Annotated in this window: 13 protein-coding genes; 10 read left to right on the top strand and 3 right to left on the bottom strand. The window is 48.7% G+C overall.

Annotated features, from left to right (window positions below; genetic code table 11):
- Positions 1–1,197 carry a hypothetical protein gene (locus tag B5M13_RS16395; RefSeq protein WP_080056689.1) on the bottom strand — a complete coding sequence of 399 codons (1,197 nt, stop codon included), beginning with the start codon at positions 1,195–1,197 and terminating at the stop codon, positions 1–3.
- Between the two features lie 105 nt (positions 1,198–1,302).
- Between B5M13_RS16395 and corA the strand changes: the two genes are divergently transcribed.
- From corA to B5M13_RS34445, 3 genes are all read left to right on the top strand, one after another.
- Positions 1,303–2,457, top strand: coding sequence for a magnesium/cobalt transporter CorA (corA, locus tag B5M13_RS16390; RefSeq protein ID WP_080056688.1), 1,155 nt, complete (start codon positions 1,303–1,305; stop codon positions 2,455–2,457).
- A gap of 101 nt (positions 2,458–2,558) precedes the next feature.
- Positions 2,559–5,084 carry a bifunctional UDP-N-acetylmuramoyl-tripeptide:D-alanyl-D-alanine ligase/alanine racemase gene (locus tag B5M13_RS16385; RefSeq protein ID WP_080056687.1) on the top strand — a complete coding sequence of 842 codons (2,526 nt, stop codon included), beginning with the start codon at positions 2,559–2,561 and terminating at the stop codon, positions 5,082–5,084.
- A gap of 25 nt (positions 5,085–5,109) precedes the next feature.
- Positions 5,110–5,232, top strand: a complete 123-nt coding sequence (locus B5M13_RS34445) for a hypothetical protein (protein ID WP_262508046.1) — start codon at positions 5,110–5,112, stop codon at positions 5,230–5,232.
- Positions 5,233–5,459: 227 nt separating this feature from the next.
- Here B5M13_RS34445 and B5M13_RS16380 read toward each other — a convergent pair whose 3' ends face one another.
- Positions 5,460–7,298: a glycoside hydrolase family 2 protein gene (locus B5M13_RS16380; RefSeq protein ID WP_080056686.1), complete on the bottom strand. Its 1,839-nt coding sequence runs from the start codon at positions 7,296–7,298 to the stop codon at positions 5,460–5,462.
- Positions 7,299–7,646: 348 nt separating this feature from the next.
- Here B5M13_RS16380 and B5M13_RS16375 point away from each other — a divergent pair, with 348 nt between their 5' ends.
- The 5 genes from B5M13_RS16375 (at position 7,647) to B5M13_RS16355 (ending at position 14,802) form a co-directional block, all read left to right on the top strand.
- A complete protein-coding gene (locus tag B5M13_RS16375; RefSeq protein ID WP_080056685.1) occupies positions 7,647–9,215 on the top strand; it encodes a sensor histidine kinase in 1,569 nt (522 codons plus the stop codon).
- A 125-nt stretch (positions 9,216–9,340) separates the two neighbouring features.
- Complete coding sequence (locus B5M13_RS16370; RefSeq protein WP_080056684.1) at positions 9,341–12,943, top strand: response regulator; 3,603 nt, start codon at positions 9,341–9,343, stop codon at positions 12,941–12,943.
- 83 nt (positions 12,944–13,026) lie between these two features.
- Entirely contained in the window at positions 13,027–13,386 is a 360-nt protein-coding gene (locus B5M13_RS16365) for a response regulator (protein WP_080056683.1), read from the top strand.
- 40 nt (positions 13,387–13,426) lie between these two features.
- Positions 13,427–14,236 carry a CheR family methyltransferase gene (locus B5M13_RS16360; RefSeq protein ID WP_080056682.1) on the top strand — a complete coding sequence of 270 codons (810 nt, stop codon included), beginning with the start codon at positions 13,427–13,429 and terminating at the stop codon, positions 14,234–14,236.
- Positions 14,218–14,802: a chemotaxis protein CheB gene (locus B5M13_RS16355; protein ID WP_080056681.1), complete on the top strand. Its 585-nt coding sequence runs from the start codon at positions 14,218–14,220 to the stop codon at positions 14,800–14,802. The genes B5M13_RS16360 and B5M13_RS16355 overlap by 19 nt, the downstream gene beginning before the upstream one ends.
- Here the strand turns inward: B5M13_RS16355 and B5M13_RS16350 are convergent.
- The gene (locus tag B5M13_RS16350; RefSeq protein WP_080056680.1) at positions 14,797–15,348 is read right to left on the bottom strand and encodes an RNA polymerase sigma factor; all 552 of its coding nucleotides are present in this window, start codon (positions 15,346–15,348) and stop codon (positions 14,797–14,799) included. The two genes, B5M13_RS16355 and B5M13_RS16350, sit on opposite strands and share 6 nt — an antisense overlap.
- Positions 15,349–15,702: 354 nt before the next feature.
- Between B5M13_RS16350 and B5M13_RS16345 the strand changes: the two genes are divergently transcribed.
- On the top strand, positions 15,703–16,128 hold the full coding sequence (locus tag B5M13_RS16345) for an Hpt domain-containing protein (RefSeq protein WP_080056679.1): 426 nt from the start codon (positions 15,703–15,705) through the stop codon (positions 16,126–16,128).
- On the top strand, positions 16,125–16,817 hold the full coding sequence (locus B5M13_RS16340) for a LytR/AlgR family response regulator transcription factor (RefSeq protein ID WP_080056678.1): 693 nt from the start codon (positions 16,125–16,127) through the stop codon (positions 16,815–16,817). The genes B5M13_RS16345 and B5M13_RS16340 overlap by 4 nt, the downstream gene beginning before the upstream one ends.
- Positions 16,818–16,841 lie beyond the last annotated feature (24 nt).

The following is a 16,841-nucleotide window of genomic DNA, read 5'->3' as shown; positions in this document are numbered from 1 at the left end:
TCAGTCTCGCTGGTAATGAGTGCGTAATCGGCGGACAACATCGTCGACCAACTCGTCGCGCATGTTGCTGTAGAGTTGCCATCGGGAAGGGGATAAGAGGCTCGCCGATTTCAACGACTCTCCATTCAGTGCCCGATTGTCGCCCGTAAACGTCTGCCATTCCGTTTGCCAGCTCTGGCTTTCACTTATGGGGTCATCCCAGATCACCTTTCCCGTCTGCGTATCGATGACACGCATCTGTAGTGTAAGGCCAGCGGTAATCGTTCGTAGGTAGGTTGTTAACGTTCCGCTGACTTTCTGCATGATGTCAACTTTGGTCGAGTCGTTGATTTTTTTCTCGCCCACTTTATACAACTGGTTGCTATACACGGTGGCCGACGATGAGGTGACGGCTTCGCGATACGGCATATAATCGGTTACCTGCATCTGCACCGCCTGATGGATTGGGAAACCATCGCCCAAAATGGGTTCTCCGCTCGTTCCTTCTATTGGATACAGTCGCACGAAGGTCGACGGCCTCGTGTTCTGGCGAATCTTTCGCAAGATTAAGGACTGTAATTCCTGATTGTCCGATCGATCCAGTTCGCGCGTGGGGCCTAGTGGTTCAACAACAACCCGAAGAATTGCAAACTCGAAGGCTTCGGCTGCTTTGGCCTTTGCCTGGCGATAGTCAGGCACCCAGTCGATGGCTTTCAGGTAATTCTGGTACGCATCTTTAGCGGCTAATCGATTCTCTTCCCGGTAAGCAAACGCCTGTTCGGCTACGTCATAGCGGTCGGCGGCTGCTAGTTGGCGCGTATCCTGCTGGCGGTCCTGATACGAAGCGGGATAGGAGGCCAGCCAGTCGGCACAGGTCGTACAGGATGAATCATAGGCACGACGGGCATTGTCGGTCAGGGACTGAAGTTGCTCATATTCCCGGAAGACCTTTTCCCAGCGGAACGAATCGGTATCGCCCGTCGTCGACAGCTTCCTGATGGCAGACTGATGCGCTTCATACGCCCGAACAAACGCCTGTTTGATCACATCAGCGGCCAGTCGATGACCTCGTTTCGTCAGGCCGGAGCCTTGTTGAAGCCGATACGAGGCTCGTTTCACGGCCAGATCGTAATGACCGTGGCGTAAGGCCGTTTGCCCGCTGCTACAAGCGAAGAAGAGCAAAGGGCCTAAAAAGAGGAGTAGAACCAGGCGGAACATACAGGTAAGATACGATTTTTTGAACAGTTGACAACGCAGCGAGTAGTTGGTTTATCTTTGACACCAAAATAAAGCTGACCGTTGGGGTGGCTGTCTGAATAATCTATGTCGAAACGTCGACGCAACCGCTCAGCGGAGAAACTGCTGGGCACATCACCGGGAACGCTTACCTATGTGGGCGTTGACATTGAACACGCGACCAAAATTAAGCGGATCGAATACAATGCTACTGACTATCAGATCGATGAACGCAGCAAGCTAAGCGCCTGTCGACTGCCGGGTTTGTCAACGCCTTATGTAAACTGGATCGATGTTGACGGCATTCATGAGCCTAAGGTCGTGGCCGCGTTGGGGCATCAGTATCATTTGCATCCCTTGTTGCTTGAAGATGTACTGAACACCGATCAGAAACCTAAAATCGATACCTACGATGCACAGTCTGCGAACGGCGATGGCAATGGTGACAAGCAAACCAGCGATGGAGTAAAACTGAATAGTCCAGTCAGCCCGGTTGTATTTGTGACGATTAAGATGCTGCACCATAGTCGGCAAAAGCAGGAAATCGATGTCGAACATGTGAGTCTGGTGCTGGGCAAAAATTACCTGATTTCGTTTCAGGAAGAACGAACCAAAGACATTTTTGAACCGGTCATCAACCGGATCAAAGCCTCGTCTGGCAAAACCCGTCGTAACGGGGCCGATTACCTGCTCTATGCACTGATGGACGTAATCGTTGACCATTATTTTCTGATTACCGAACGGATTGGGGAAAAAATGGACGAACTGGAGGAACAGCTTGTGCAGGAGCGGGTTACGCAGCAAACATTGGCTTTTCTGTACACGCTCAAACGCGAACTTTCGGTTATTCGGCGGACCATCTACCCCGTACGGGATATTGTCAATACCTTGCTGCGGGAAGAGTCAGACCTGATTCAGCATAATACATTACCCTATCTGCGCGACCTGGCCGACCACATGAACCAGGTCATTGAAACCCTGGATTCGTACCGCGAACTGATTTCGGGCATGATGGATGTGTATTACTCCATCGTCAGTAATCGCATGAACTCAGTCATGAAAACACTGACTATTTTTTCAGCGATTTTTATGCCCCTGACGTTCATTGTAGGCGTGTATGGGATGAATTTTGACAACATACCTGAGCTACACACGAAGAATGGCTATTTTGTGGTGTGGGGGGTAATGGGAGCTGTAACAGTAGGTATGATCGTCTATTTCCGACGCCGAGGCTGGATGTAGGTACTAGTTATTTTGAGTTCATTGATCGTCATTCGGTCGTCTTTTGTTGAAATGCATAGGCTGATTTGGCTCGGCCGGATGATGGAGAAGTAGTAAAAAGTATGAAAACGAAGTTATTTCAATTAACCAATAAACAGTGGCTGACCGATTCGCGGCAGGTGACGGGCAACACTGAAGATGCTGTGTTTTTTGCGATCCAGGGCGAACATCACAACGGGCATGATTACATCGGTGAGTTGTACCGGAAGGGTATTCGTCAGTTTGTCGTCGAGCGGTCGGCATTGACACCGGAGCGCCGGGCCGAATGGCTCGCGTACACTGATGCAACGTTTGTGGAGGTGGATAGCAGTCTGCAAACAATACAAACGCTGGCAGCCGAACATCGACGGCAGTTTCATATACCCATTATCGGCATAACGGGCAGCAACGGCAAAACCATCGTGAAAGAGTGGCTGGCTCAATTGCTGGAAGGTAGTGCATCGAATCGGGGGTTTGTCGTTGCCAAAAGTCCCAAGAGTTATAACTCCCAGCTGGGTGTACCCCTGTCGGTGCATGAATTGGCCGACAATCATACCATCGGTATTTTTGAAGCGGGGATTTCCAAAGCGCACGAAATGAAGGCGCTGGAAGCCATTATCCACCCAACGATTGGCATCTTTACCAATGTCGGAACGGCACATGATGAAGGGTTCCGAACCCGGAAACAGAAAATAGCCGAGAAACTTCGGCTGTTTATCCATGCCGATACCCTGATCTATTCGACTGATTATACGGAAATTGACGAGGAGATAAACCTGCTTCTCAAGGCTGTTAATCCAGATATGCGGCTGATTACCTGGTCGTTGACGGGGCGTAAAGCGATCTGCCAGGTAGCTGTTCAGGGGGATCAGTTACGGTTGACAAAAGATGGACAGACCTATCCGCTGAAATTACCGTTTACTGATCCGGCTTCGGTCGAAAACCTGATTCATTGTCTGGTTACGATGCTAGTGTTGCGGCCCTGGTCGACCGATGAACTACAAAGCCGTCTAAATCGACTCCGGCCCGTGTCGATGCGTCTGGAGCAGAAAGAGGGCATCAACAACAGCATCCTGATCGACGACTCATACAACAATGACGTAGCCGGGCTAAAACTGGCCCTTCGTTTTCTGAATCAGCAAAATCCACGTGATCGCCGGGTGGTTATTTTGTCGGATGTATTGCAGTCGGGCCAACCAGAGGATGAACTCTATGCACTGGTTGGGAATCTGATGCAGATTCACGATATCGCTCAATTTGTTGGTATTGGTCCTGTGGTGAGCCGAAACGCACACTTTTTTTCCGATAATAGCCTGTTTTACCCAGATACGGAAGCATTTCTGAATCAGTTTCCCTTTTATAACCTGCGCGACAGCACTGTATTGGTAAAAGGAGCCAGACCGTTCTCGTTCGAACGAATCGTAGCCCGGCTGGAGCGGAAAGTACATGGAACTGTGCTTCAAATAAATCTGGATGCCTTAACGCATAACCTGAATTATTATCGGGAAAAGGTAGGGGCCGATACGAAAATTATGGTTATGGTAAAGGCGTTTGCGTATGGTAGCGGTAGTGCAGAAGTGGCCCAACTGCTTCAGTTTCACCGGGTCGATTACCTCGGCGTAGCCTATGCCGATGAAGGCGTAACACTCCGGCAACATGGCGTACATCTACCCATAATGGTCATGAATCCGGCTCCCGAAACCTTTTCAACTTTGCTCGAATACCAGCTTGAACCCGAAATCTACAGTATGCGTCTGTTGCGGGAGTGGGGCGCTTTTGTAGGCAGGAGCGTGGAACCGGAAACCAGGAGCCAAGAACATGAAATACTGTCTAAAACTGTCCCCGCCCGGCGCCTGGCTCCCGGCTCCCTGCACCTGAAAATCGACACAGGAATGCACCGACTTGGGTTTCTGGAGGAGGAGATACCCATCGTTGCCCAGTATATTCGGCAACATCCGGCCATGCGGGTGGCCACCGTATTCAGTCATTTAGTAGGGTCGGACGATGCCCAGTTCAATTCGTTTTCAAAGCAGCAATACGAAACCTTTTTGCGCTGTACCAACGCCCTGGAAGCCGAATTGGGCTATCGACCGACCCGCCATCTGCTCAATTCAGCAGGCATTGTTCGCTTCCCCGATTATCGGCTGGATATGATACGGCTGGGCATTGGCCTGTACGGGGTTGAAGCAAGTGGTATCGATCAATCGGCCTTGCAGACCGTGGGAACGTTGCGGTCGGTAATTAGTCAGATCAAAACCGTGCGGGCGGGCGAGTCAATCGGGTATAGCCGACGTGGCGTACTGGATCACGATGCCCGGATTGCCACTATTGCCATTGGTTATGCCGACGGATTTGACCGACGGCTGGGCAATGGAAGGGGAGAAGTGTGGGTGAACGGCACCCGCTGCCCAACGGTTGGCAATGTGTGTATGGATATGACCATGATCGACGTAACGAAGGCGCAGGCAAACGAAGGCGATGAGGTCACGATCTTTGGTGTTGAACTCCCTATTACCGACCTTGCCCGGTCTATCGAAACGATTCCCTACGAAATCCTGACAGGGATTAGCGAGCGGGTCAAGCGGGTGTTCTTTAAAGAAGGAAACTAACCAGCGGTTACCCTCGTATCTGATCATGAGCAATCAGACCCGACTCCCCATATCCCGACGGCGTTTATTGCTCGTACGTCATCGGTTGAGCGCCGTTCCCTATTCGACGATTAAACAGGAAGAACTGGAAACGGCTGAACTGAGTTGATTCATATAGCGTGGAGCTAGTCGTCAAATTTCGTATCAACCGATCTGATCCAAATTATGGTGATGCCTGGGGACGGGAAAGCTGTTTCGGTGGCTAGAACAGCTAACGGTCAACCCAAATCACGCCATTTGGGTAGGGAGCAAAGGGAGGATTTATACAAGCGTTCGGTAAGCTGCTGCTACGAGTGTTTGTCAGCGATTTACTATGCCCATTTAACCCGCGGGAGCTTACTCCGACTCCGGCTTAGGGGCTGACCGGAGCAGGCCAGGGGGTACCCATAAATCGCCTGTTTTTACATCCATCAATCCATTCTGTTCCTCCTCGATATTGGTGGCCTGGGTATAAATATCGCCTGCGATCGGATACTGTTGTAAGGCCTGCTTAAAGAGCCGGATGGTCTCTGCCCGATCGCTGGAGGTAGCCGGGCCACCGTAGTTCACAAAGCCGAAGCCACCCCATTCACTCACCAGTAAGGGCACCTGTCGACGGTAAAAAAACGGGTCGCCAACCACCAGTGGAAAGGCGGCCACCCCGGTAAGTTCACCGGCACTGAGCCGATCAAGCAGAGTCCGCCAGTCCGTCAGGTCGGGTGTATACAGGTGCGCCGTCAACAGGTCCGACTTTAGTCGGCCTTCAAACGAAATATGATGCCAGCCATCATTATCGACGATAAGGTATTGTGGATAAGCCAGCTTCATGTAATGGTACATGTCCATGATGTATTGCCGGGTTTCGGCATTGCTGGCTATATCCTGAGCCCCCCAATCCTCATTGTAAAGACTCCAGATCACCACCGACGGATGTGAACTGATAAGTGACACCATGCGGAGCAGTTCGGCCCGGTGGTTCTGGCGGCTTCGAGCCGTTGAACTATGTGGACTGGGGACTTCCACCCACAGTAAAAGCCCCAGTTTGTCGGCCAGGTTATAAATGCGCGGGTCAACTCCGGCAATGTGCACCCGGACCAGATTACAACCCAGTTCTTTCATGGCCAGCATATGCTGCTTCATCTCCTCGTAGGTGGCTGTGCCGGGTTGGTACAGAATTCCATCCAGGTAAATCGATTCGTTGTTTAAGTAAATCTTTCGGCCTCGGGCCTCAATCTTGCGGAGACCAAACAGGCTTTCAATCTGAGCAACATAGCCGTCGGAGTCAATCAGTTGGGCAATCAATTTATAACGTCGGGGAGAAGCGGGTGACCATAACTCGGCACCTTCTATATCCAGTACCAGCCGTTGTTGTTTCTGACCAGCTTCGAGCCGCAAAGGAAATTCGGCGCTGGCCATTGGCTCGGTGGCTTGCAGGTCGTAAACGGCCAGGCGTACCCGATAATCGCCCGGATCATGAATGCGGGTGGTAATACTGAATCGGACCAGCCGATCTTCTACTTCACTCACTACACCAACTCGTGAGCGCAAGCGATTCCGTTCGACGGTTTCCAGCCAGATACTACGTACGGCACCCGTGTAGGTTTGATACCAGATTCCCCCGCGCTTATACACATGCGACTCCTGTTTACCCCGTGGAATTTCGGCATCCAGCGTATCGGCAATCCGAACCGTCAGGCGGTTGTTTGTGCGAAGGTGTTCTTCCGGCAATTCGTAAGAAAAAGACGTATACTCGCCAAAGTGTATGTCTTCATTTTCGATGGTGCGTAATAAAAAGCCGTTAAGCCACACTCGGGTTTCATACCCACAGGCACCAAACGTCAATTGAATCATGGAGCGGGAATGGGGCTCGGTTCGGGTAGGCAACGTGAATTCACGTTCATACCAGGCTATGACCTTATCATTCCAGGAGGCCGGAAGACTTAAGCCTTTGGCCTGCGCCAAATGATCTTCAATTGAACCGGGCCAGTGCGCTATTCCGTCGAAATGATGCCCCACATACCATTGGTCGACTAGGCCACGATCCTCGGGGTCCAGCGCAAACTGCCAGTCTCCATCGAGCAGTACGTAATTATTAGGCCGAAGAACCGCACGGGGAAGTAGATTTTCTTCTTCGGAGCCAACTGCCGTTTCGGGACGGCTGGCCGAAAAACTCGTGTTCGGATGTTTGGTTTCCATGTACTAGAGACTACCTGTGATGATGGGAGGGATGAATTCTGTGGTAAAACCAGTTTGTCAGAGCAAGGTTAGCCTCAGCTCTTACTAGTGAGGGAGTGGTTGCTGAAGAGAAGTTGTAATTAACCGATTTGTAAGGGTCTGACTACTAATAGGGTGCTCGTTTACGGATGATCGTTCACTTTGGGGGCATACGCTAAATGAATTTGGAAGCACGGCCTTCCCTGTTCTATCTTCACCGACAATTTTCGAAACAATCATTGGGTAGGGTGGGTTTGTAATATTTTAAATCTAGTGTATATACTTGTTTTGAATGTTGCTTAGCCTCAGCGTTTTAACCAGTAAACTTTCATGATTCTTATCGTTGATGACAGGCCAGAGAATATAATTCCCCTGAAAAAAATTCTGGAACTGCATCGTTTTTCGGTCGACACCGCCGAATCGGGTGAAGAAGCCCTTAAAAAGATACTGAAAACCGACTACTCCGTCATCATTCTGGATGTGCAGATGCCCGGTATGGATGGCTTTGAGGTGGCTAATGCTATCTCTGGCTTTAGTAAAGCACGCGATTCGTCTATTATCTTTCTTTCGGCAGTCAATACCGAAAAGCGATTTATCACCAAAGGCTATACATCGGGGGGAATAGACTACCTCACTAAGCCCGTAGATCCAGATATTCTGGTTCTGAAAGTGAAAACGCTGGATAAACTCTATCAGCAACAGCACGAATTACGGGCTGCTCAGGATTCGCTTCGCAAAGAAGTTAATGTACGTAAGCAGGCGCAGGAAGAGCTTGCCAAGCGTATGCAGGAGTTACAGGCTGTACTGGCTTCCTTGCCCCAGATGGCGTTTACGATTAAACCCGATGGCATTATAGAATATGTAAACGAGCACTGGTTTCGCTATTCGGCTGATGCAAATACCTTCCCAACGATGCATCCCGACGACGCAAGCGTTTGTAATGACTGGCATCAGGCATTGGAGCAGGGGGAAGAATTTACACGTGAAGTCCGGTTGCAGGAACTAGGAATGGAATCCTATCGCTACCATCTTTTACGTATTATTCCCATTGTGCGTGATGGCGGCCGGGTTCGTTGGATTGGCACGTTTACCGATATTCATCCACAGAAACAGACCGCCGAATTGCTGGAACAACAGGTCAATCTGCGAACGAGTGAACTGCTACTGAAAAATACCGAACTGGAGCAGACCAATCATGAACTACAACAGTTTACCTGGGTAGTTTCGCATGACCTGAAAGAGCCATTACGAAAAATTCAGTTACTGAACGACACTATCCGGGAGCGGTTCCTGAAAGATAACCCCGAAGCCGTGCTGTACCTGGATCGGTCGATTCGATCGTCGGCCCGGATGGCTGAATTGATTAAAGACCTGCTTACGTATTCCCAGCTTTCGGAACCGGAACCGTTTCAGTCGACCGATCTGAATGGGTTGATTCAGGAGCTTTTGCTTGACTTTGATGACCAGATCAATCGGAAAGGTGCCACAATTTTCATTGATCCCCTGCCTGTGCTGGATGCGATTCCGATGCGGCTCCGGCAGGTTTTTCAAAATTTACTGAGTAATGCGCTCAAGTTTACAAAACCCGACCAGCCACCCATCATTCATATTCGGTCAGAGCGGGTGGCAACAAAAGATATCGACGCAGACCCATCGCCCGAGGGACCCTTTTGCCGAATTACGTTTACCGATAATGGCATTGGGTTTGATGAGAGATTCCTGAAACGCATCTTCATTATTTTTCAGCGACTACACAATCGAACCGCCTTTGAAGGAACCGGCATTGGACTGGCCATCGCAAAAAAGAATATAGATAAACATCATGGTCTGATTTCAGCCCGTAGCCGAGTCGATGAGGGTGCCAGTTTTATCCTGATCCTACCCATAAAGCAAGTATGATGTATGATATATGATGTAGGATATATGATGTATGGTAGTTAAAGTTAAGGTTTCTACAAGCATACATCCTACATCATATATCCTATATCCTACATCCTACATATCCTAAATAGCTTTCCTCTCTTATGCCGCGTTACTCAACTTCAAATTCGGTCGTTCGACAGTTGCAGATTGTCTTTTCGTTTTCGACGCTGTTGCTTCTGATCAGCCTGATCGCATCGTTTTACAGCATTCAGCAACTGATCGAAAATTCAAAACTGGTGAATCATACCAATGAGGTGCTCATTGAATCGGAGAACATCATTTCGTTCATGAAAGATGCTGAAACGGCACAACGTGGTTACCTCATTACGCTTGATCCGCTCTTTCTCCAACCATACAATGGTAGTTATGAAAAAGTGTCGAGGAGCTTAGGCCGGGTCGAGGAGCTAACCGGTGATAATTCGCCACAGCAGAAAAATCTGGCGGAAGTTAAACGGTTGTACGAGGCTAAGTTTGTTCAGATGCAGCGGGTGATCAATCTGGTTCGTCAGCACAAGGCGTTTGCCACGGATACCATCAACCGCCATCGGGAAATGATTCGGGGGAAACAGATTATGGACACCCTCCGGGCCACCATCAACACCATAAAAAGTCAGGAGCAGAGTATACTGAAGCGCCGAATTGAGCAGCAGGACATATACATTACTTATACGCCATTTCTGCTGGTGATTGCTGCCATTATTTCGATGCTGATCACCAGTTTCACCTACGTGCGCATTAAACAGGATCTCGACGATCGGATTGCCCACCAGAAAAAAGCCGAGGAAAAGTACATCGAAACCAACCAGCGAATAGCTGTTCTGGAAGACATCACCCACGATATTGCTGAAGGGGATTATGCCGTACGGAGCGACGATACGAAAGATGATGACCTGGGCCGTATCGGTAGCGCACTCAACCTGATGGCCAGTGCATTGGAACGAACATTTACGGATTTGCAGAATCGTACCTGGCTACAGACGGGTTCCGTACGAATAAGTGACGCTATTCGTGGTCAGCGTGATCTGTCAAAGTTAAGTTCGAACCTGATTAACACCCTTGCCGAATACCTGAATGCACCAGTTGGAACCGTTTATCTGACCGAAAATGATCGCCAATATACGTTGTCGGGGAGCTATGCCGCGCAGGGGGCACCCAGAACCGTCAGGTCGGGAAATGGACTAGTAGGGCAGGCTATTCAGGCGAAGAAAACCCTTGTTGTACACGATTTACCCGCAGATTACAGCCGAGTAAGCTCGTCGGTAGGCGAAAGCAGGCCCACGTCGCTGGTTATTGTTCCGCTCCTGTTTGCCGACACCTGTGTCGGGGCTATTGAGTTGGGCTTTTTTCGGGCTCCCAGACCGCTGGATATCGAATTTCTGGAAATGAATCAGGAGTCGATCGCGATTGGTGTCAATGCCGCACTTGATTATATGAAACTTCAGGCTTTCCTTGAAGAAACACAGGCGCAGTCCGAAGAATTACAGTCTCAACATTCGGAACTTGAAAATCTGAATGCCGAGCTGGAGGCTCAGGCGCAACGGTTACAGGCTTCGGAAGAGGAGCTTCGGGTTCAGCAGGAAGAATTGCAGCAGACCAACACCGAGCTGGAAGAGCGTGGCTTATTGCTGGAAGAAAAAAATGACGAGATTCAACGGAAGGCCGACGAACTGGAACTGACGACCCGCTACAAGTCGGAATTCCTGGCGAATATGTCGCACGAATTGCGGACTCCGCTCAATTCCATATTACTATTGAGCCGATTGCTGGCCGAAAATCATGAAGAGACGCTTACCGCTGAGCAGATCGAATATGCTAAAGTCATCCAATCGTCGGGGAATGGACTGCTGGGGCTGATCGACGAAATTCTGGACTTATCGAAGATTGAAGCTGGGCAGATGAAGCTCGATTATCAGGAAGTGCCCATTAACGAGCTTACCGATGAACTCCAGTCGCTGTTTGCCTTGTTGGCGAAAGAAAAAGGGCTGGATTTTTCGATTCGTTTGGCCCCCGATTGTCCGGCTCAGATCACGACCGACCGGATGAGATTGGGTCAGATTCTGAAAAACCTGCTATCGAACGCCCTCAAATTTACGGCTTCGGGTCGTGTGAGCCTAACGATCAATCGGCAACCAGGCAATGCAAACCGGCTCCTGTTTGTCGTAAACGATACGGGTATCGGTATTCCGGCCGAAAAGCAACCGCTCATTTTTGAAGCATTCCAGCAGGCCGACGGCTCAACAAAGCGCAAGTATGGTGGAACGGGTCTGGGGCTGTCGATCAGTCGCGAACTGGTCAAACTGCTAGGGGGTGAAATTACCTTGGTAAGTCAGGTGAACGAGGGCAGTGAGTTTACGGTTAGTTTACCGATCCATAAGGATGAACAGACATCGATTCCCGAACCTGTTCCTGCGCCGGTCGAACCAGCGCCTTTGGCTCCGGCGACGCCCCCAACCCCTGAAGTAAAATACATTAGTTCGGTAATCCCGGAAGCGATTCCTGATGATCGGGACAACATTACCGATCAGGATAAAATTATCCTGATCGTAGAAGACGATGCGAATTTTGCCAAGTCGCTGCTGGAATATTCTCGAAAGAAAGGGTACAAAGGGGTCGTGGCTGTTCGGGGCGATGAAGGACTTAAGCTGGCAGGCATCTATAAACCTGTGGGCATTCTGCTCGATATTGAGCTACCCATCATGAGTGGCTGGCAGGTGATGGATGCCCTGAAAGCCGACCCGAAAACCCGACCTATACCCGTGCATATTATGTCGTCGCATCGGCTCAAGAACGAAAGCCTGATGAAAGGAGCCGTCGATTTTGTCGATAAGCCTATGGCCTTCGAGCAGATGCAGGAGGTGTTTAAAAAGATCGAATATGTGCTCAGTCGCGACTCGAAAAAAGTACTGATCATTGAAGATAACCCGAAACATGCCAAAGCGCTGGCGTACTTTCTGGAAACGTTCAATATCAATTCGGAGTTGAAAAGCACTGTAAAAGACGGTATCGATGCCTTAAAACAGAATGAGATCGACTGTGTCATTCTGGACATGGGAATTCCGGATCATAAAGCCTACGAAACGCTGGAAGAAGCCAAGAAAACCCCAGGACTGGAAAAACTGCCGATCATCATTTTCACCGGCAAGAGCCTGTCGATGGCCGAAGAACTGAAGATTAAGAAGTATGCCGACTCGATCGTGGTCAAAACAGCCCATTCGTACCAGCGTATGCTCGATGAAGTATCCTTGTTTCTGCACCTGATGGAAGAAGCCAAGCAGAGTAATAACAAAGGTAAAACGAAGAAATTGGGCGCGTTGGGCCAGGTATTGAACGAAAAAACGGTGCTGGTCGTGGACGATGACGTACGCAATATCTTCTCGCTGTCGAAAGCCCTTGAGCAGTTCAATATGTCGGTAGTGGCAGCGTTGGATGGGAAAGAAGCCTTGCAGAAACTGGAGGAGAATCCGGCTATTGATGTGGTATTGCTGGATATGATGATGCCCCACATGGACGGCTACGAGACGGCCCAAAAAATTCGGGAACATTACCAGTGGCGCAACCTGCCTGTGATTGCTGTAACGGCTAAGGCTATGATCGGTGATCGGGAAAAATGCATTCGGGCTGGAGCCTCCGACTATATTACAAAACCAGTAGATGTTGATCAACTAGTGTCCTTATTACGGGTGTGGCTTTATGAGCGTTCATAACTGTATTCTGCCTATGCTCTCTTCGGCTTTGCAGGCAGCGGAACCGAAATCAGAGAGTAGTAAACCCTCAACCAGTTTGTCCCATGGCTAAAAAACGAGTCCTGATTATAGACGATGATTCGCGGAATATTTTTGCGCTGACTGCTACGCTTCGGGCCAAATCGTTCGACTGTCTTTCCTGTTCCAGTGCGCTGGACGCATTAGTTATTCTGCAAACGGATGAGGTAATCGATGCCGTTCTGATCGATATGATGATGCCCGAAATGGACGGTTATGAGGCCATTCCCCGCATAAAAGCCATCGATCAGCGGAAAAATACGCCCATTATAGCGGTGACAGCCCAGGCAATGATCGGTGACCGGGAAAAATGCCTTCGGGCAGGCGCTTCGGATTACATTGCCAAACCCATCGATGTTGATCGATTGTTAAGAATATTAAACTAGATGCCGCCGGGGCTCAGGAAAATAGAACCAGGGAATGGTTATGATTGAGGATGAGCAAATGGACCTGCTGCTGACGGATCTGTTCGAACGCTACGGGTATGATTTTACCCATTACGCCAGAGCTTCGCTGAAACGACGGATCAATCGGGTTTGGTCGCTTGATAAGTTTCCCAGTTTTGCTGAACTGCGGTATCGCATACGGACTGATACCGAGTATATAAAACGGTTTGTGGAAGAACTGACCGTAAACGTGACCGAAATGTTTCGGGACCCGTTTTTCTATAAAGCACTCCGAACCGACGTACTACCGACGCTGGCTGCAAAACCGTTTATTCGTATCTGGCATGCAGGCTGTTCAACGGGCGAAGAGGTTTTTTCGATGGCCATTCTGCTCAAAGAGGCCGGACTGCTGCATAAATCCCTACTATACGCTACAGACCTTAATCCAGATGTACTGGCGTCGGCGCGGAAGGGAATTGTTGCTTTATCGCAGATGAAGCAGTATTCCGAAAATTATGTGTTATCGGGTGGAGTCGCTGATTTTTCGATGTATTATACCGCACAGTATGGCTACGCTAAGTTTCTGGATGAACTGGCCGAGCGTATGGTTTTTTCGACGCATAATCTGGTTTCGGATCGGTCGTTCAATGAATTCGATCTGATTCTTTGCCGAAATGTGTTGATCTACTTCGACAAGGCCCTCCAGCAGCGTGTGCTTTCCTTGTTCGATGAAAGTTTGGGGCTGCTCAGTTACTTGGCACTAGGCGCAAAGGAAACGCTCCGTTTCTCCACGCTGGAGGCTAAATACAGACCGTTGAATGGGGAAAAAATATGGCGGAAAATAGCATAACCACAGCTAAAAAAGCGGTTGTCATTGGTGGATCGACGGGCAGTATTGATGTGTTATTGCAGGTGCTGCCGGCCTTATCGACCCCGTTGACGTATGTATTTATTATTGTCTTGCATCGCCGTAATACTGCCGATTCAACACTGGCGCACCTGCTCTCACTAAAAACGATTATTCCCGTTCGGGAAGTAGAGGATAAAGAGCCAATCAAGCCTGGAATCATCTATCTGGCTCCCGCCGATTACCACGTACTGATTGAACGTGATCGAACGTTTGCTCTCGATGATTCCGAAAAAGTAAATTACAGTCGGCCATCGATCGATGTCACGTTTGAGTCAGCCGCCGATGTATTTGGGCCTTCGCTGATAGGCGTTCTGTTGTCGGGAGCGAATGCAGATGGGACTGCTGGCCTGAAAGCAATCAAACGAAAGGGCGGTTTGCTGGTGACCCAACTGCCCGAAACCGCCCAGGCGGCCATGATGCCCCAACAGGCCATTCTTAACACGCAGGTCGATTATATTCTGGATATAGAGGGAATCAGTTCGTTGCTGAATAACCTGAACTTATAAGGAGTGGTAGTAAGCACAAAGTTGATGGACTTTTTCCCGACTACGCTTGAGTCGCATTTTAACGGAACTTTCGCTGATATTGTATAGCTGAGCTATCTCGTCGATCCGTAACCCCTGCTCATATTTTAGCTTCAGGATTTTCTGCTCTTTTTCGGGCAATTGCTCCATTACCTGATTAAGCAACTGCAACGATTGTTCCTTAGCCTGCGCTTCATACGATTCGCTGGAAGGCGTATCGTACTCGTCGTCGAGTGGAGAGAAGTTTAATCGCTTGGCTAATCGCAATTGATCCGAGCAGTAGTTATAGGCAATTGAATAGAGCCAGGTTGAAAAACTAGAACGCTCGTGGAACGTATCCAGCTTTTTAAACATCTTAATAAATATGTCATGGGTGTAGTCATGAGCACTTTCTTCGTCTTTAGTCATCGACAGACAGTGTCTATACACTTTATTGACATATCGATTATATAAAGTTTCGAAGCATTGATTAGGCTGCTCAGGTAAGTACTGTTTAATGAGCGCTTCATCGGTTAGAAAACTGGCCATGGTTGATTTGGGTAGAAGTTGGTTTCAGTAGTTTGGTGCTTCAAAATTGTTGGATAAAGAATCGTGTAGTTACATCTATTCGATAAATGGTAAGAATTTCGGGTTTTTAAGTAACTATTGGTTTATTTTTAATAGTAAGCCGTTCGGCTGGTTGGAATAGACCATTGGGGGAGTGCTGTAGCTGTATTTTGAAAATAAAGACCCTAGTAGATTGACTATAAGTGTATGCACTGTGCCTGACTTTTATTTTACTTTTCGGGTAATAAATAAAACTTATGATTTAGAAAAATACTTAACTTGCATACTTAAATCCAGTTTTATAAACTACCTGTTCGCCAACCTGATACAATAAAAATGACCAATGTAACCAGAGATCTGCGGGTAGCAGAAATGGGCTCGGTTGATCCCTCAAAGCGCTATCAATTGCTGGATATGCAATTACTTGCCGAATTGTATGGTGGCGACAGGGAATATGCGGCCTGTATGTTTGAGACGTTTGTCGATTCGGTATTGCCTGAGTTTGCGGTTATTGATCAACAGATTCAAGCTCAGTGTTGGGAAGAGGTCCATCCACTGATCCATAAATTACGACCCACTTTGTCTATGGTTGGGTTGACCCCAATGGAAGCTACCTTGATTCTGCTTGAGAATCTGATCATTGAGCAAGAACAGGTAGGTCGTATTCATGCCGTCTGGCAGGATTTTTATACCACCTTGCAAAGCCAGCAACCGCTTCTGCAGACCGAATGGCAACGTTACTTGACCACTCCTAACCTATGATCCTGAAATGTATAATTGTTGATGATGAACTAATGGCTCGTCGGTCGCTTCAGCATCTTTGCGAACAGCATGAGTCATTAGAAGTAGTCGCGGTTTGCGAGAATGCAACGCAGGCCCTTACCTTGTTGGCCGAACAACCAATTGATCTGATCTGGCTCGATGTTGAAATGCCTGGCCTTTCGGGTTTTGACTTACTGGATCGCCTTCCGGTTTTGCCACAGGTGATTTTAACAACGATTAAAACGGAATATGCTTTCGATGCGTTTCAATATCAGGTAACCGATTATCTGAAAAAGCCCATTACACAAACTCGATTTAAGGTAGCCGTCGAAAAAGTGATGACGGTGATGCGGAAGAATGAACAGGTGAGAACGGTCAACAATAAGGCGATCTTTGTAAAGAATGATGGTCGTTATGTGCGGGTTCCTTACGATTCAATTCTGTACATTGAAAATACAGGTGATTACGTCAAAATCCTGACCGGGCAACAGGCGTTTGTTGTGTACACAACCATGAAATCGCTGGAGGAAAAGCTGGGTACTCAGTTCCTGCGTGTACATAGGTCTTACATCATCAACCTCGATAAAATTGTTGATATTGAGGAAACCAATCTGGTGGTGGCCTCTAAAGTTATCCCCATCAGCCGGGCCAACAAACCCGAACTGATGAGCCGTCTGAATCTACTTTAATTTATATATGATATATGGTGTATG

Origin of the sequence: Spirosoma aerolatum (assembly GCF_002056795.1) — a bacterium.
GTDB classification, from domain to species: Bacteria; Bacteroidota; Bacteroidia; order Cytophagales; family Spirosomataceae; genus Spirosoma; species Spirosoma aerolatum.
Note: the sequence above shows the minus strand (reverse complement) of the source record. Positions and strands in the feature narration are given on the sequence as shown.

Coding starts and splice junctions, on each gene's coding strand:
- B5M13_RS16395 (WP_080056689.1), bottom strand. CDS start 1,197: ATGTTCCGCCTGGTTCTACTCCTCTTTTTAGGCCCTTTGCTCTTCTTC.
- corA (WP_080056688.1), top strand. CDS start 1,303: ATGTCGAAACGTCGACGCAACCGCTCAGCGGAGAAACTGCTGGGCACA.
- B5M13_RS16385 (WP_080056687.1), top strand. CDS start 2,559: ATGAAAACGAAGTTATTTCAATTAACCAATAAACAGTGGCTGACCGAT.
- B5M13_RS34445 (WP_262508046.1), top strand. CDS start 5,110: ATGAGCAATCAGACCCGACTCCCCATATCCCGACGGCGTTTATTGCTC.
- B5M13_RS16380 (WP_080056686.1), bottom strand. CDS start 7,298: ATGGAAACCAAACATCCGAACACGAGTTTTTCGGCCAGCCGTCCCGAA.
- B5M13_RS16375 (WP_080056685.1), top strand. CDS start 7,647: ATGATTCTTATCGTTGATGACAGGCCAGAGAATATAATTCCCCTGAAA.
- B5M13_RS16370 (WP_080056684.1), top strand. CDS start 9,341: ATGCCGCGTTACTCAACTTCAAATTCGGTCGTTCGACAGTTGCAGATT.
- B5M13_RS16365 (WP_080056683.1), top strand. CDS start 13,027: ATGGCTAAAAAACGAGTCCTGATTATAGACGATGATTCGCGGAATATT.
- B5M13_RS16360 (WP_080056682.1), top strand. CDS start 13,427: ATGATTGAGGATGAGCAAATGGACCTGCTGCTGACGGATCTGTTCGAA.
- B5M13_RS16355 (WP_080056681.1), top strand. CDS start 14,218: ATGGCGGAAAATAGCATAACCACAGCTAAAAAAGCGGTTGTCATTGGT.
- B5M13_RS16350 (WP_080056680.1), bottom strand. CDS start 15,348: ATGGCCAGTTTTCTAACCGATGAAGCGCTCATTAAACAGTACTTACCT.
- B5M13_RS16345 (WP_080056679.1), top strand. CDS start 15,703: ATGACCAATGTAACCAGAGATCTGCGGGTAGCAGAAATGGGCTCGGTT.
- B5M13_RS16340 (WP_080056678.1), top strand. CDS start 16,125: ATGATCCTGAAATGTATAATTGTTGATGATGAACTAATGGCTCGTCGG.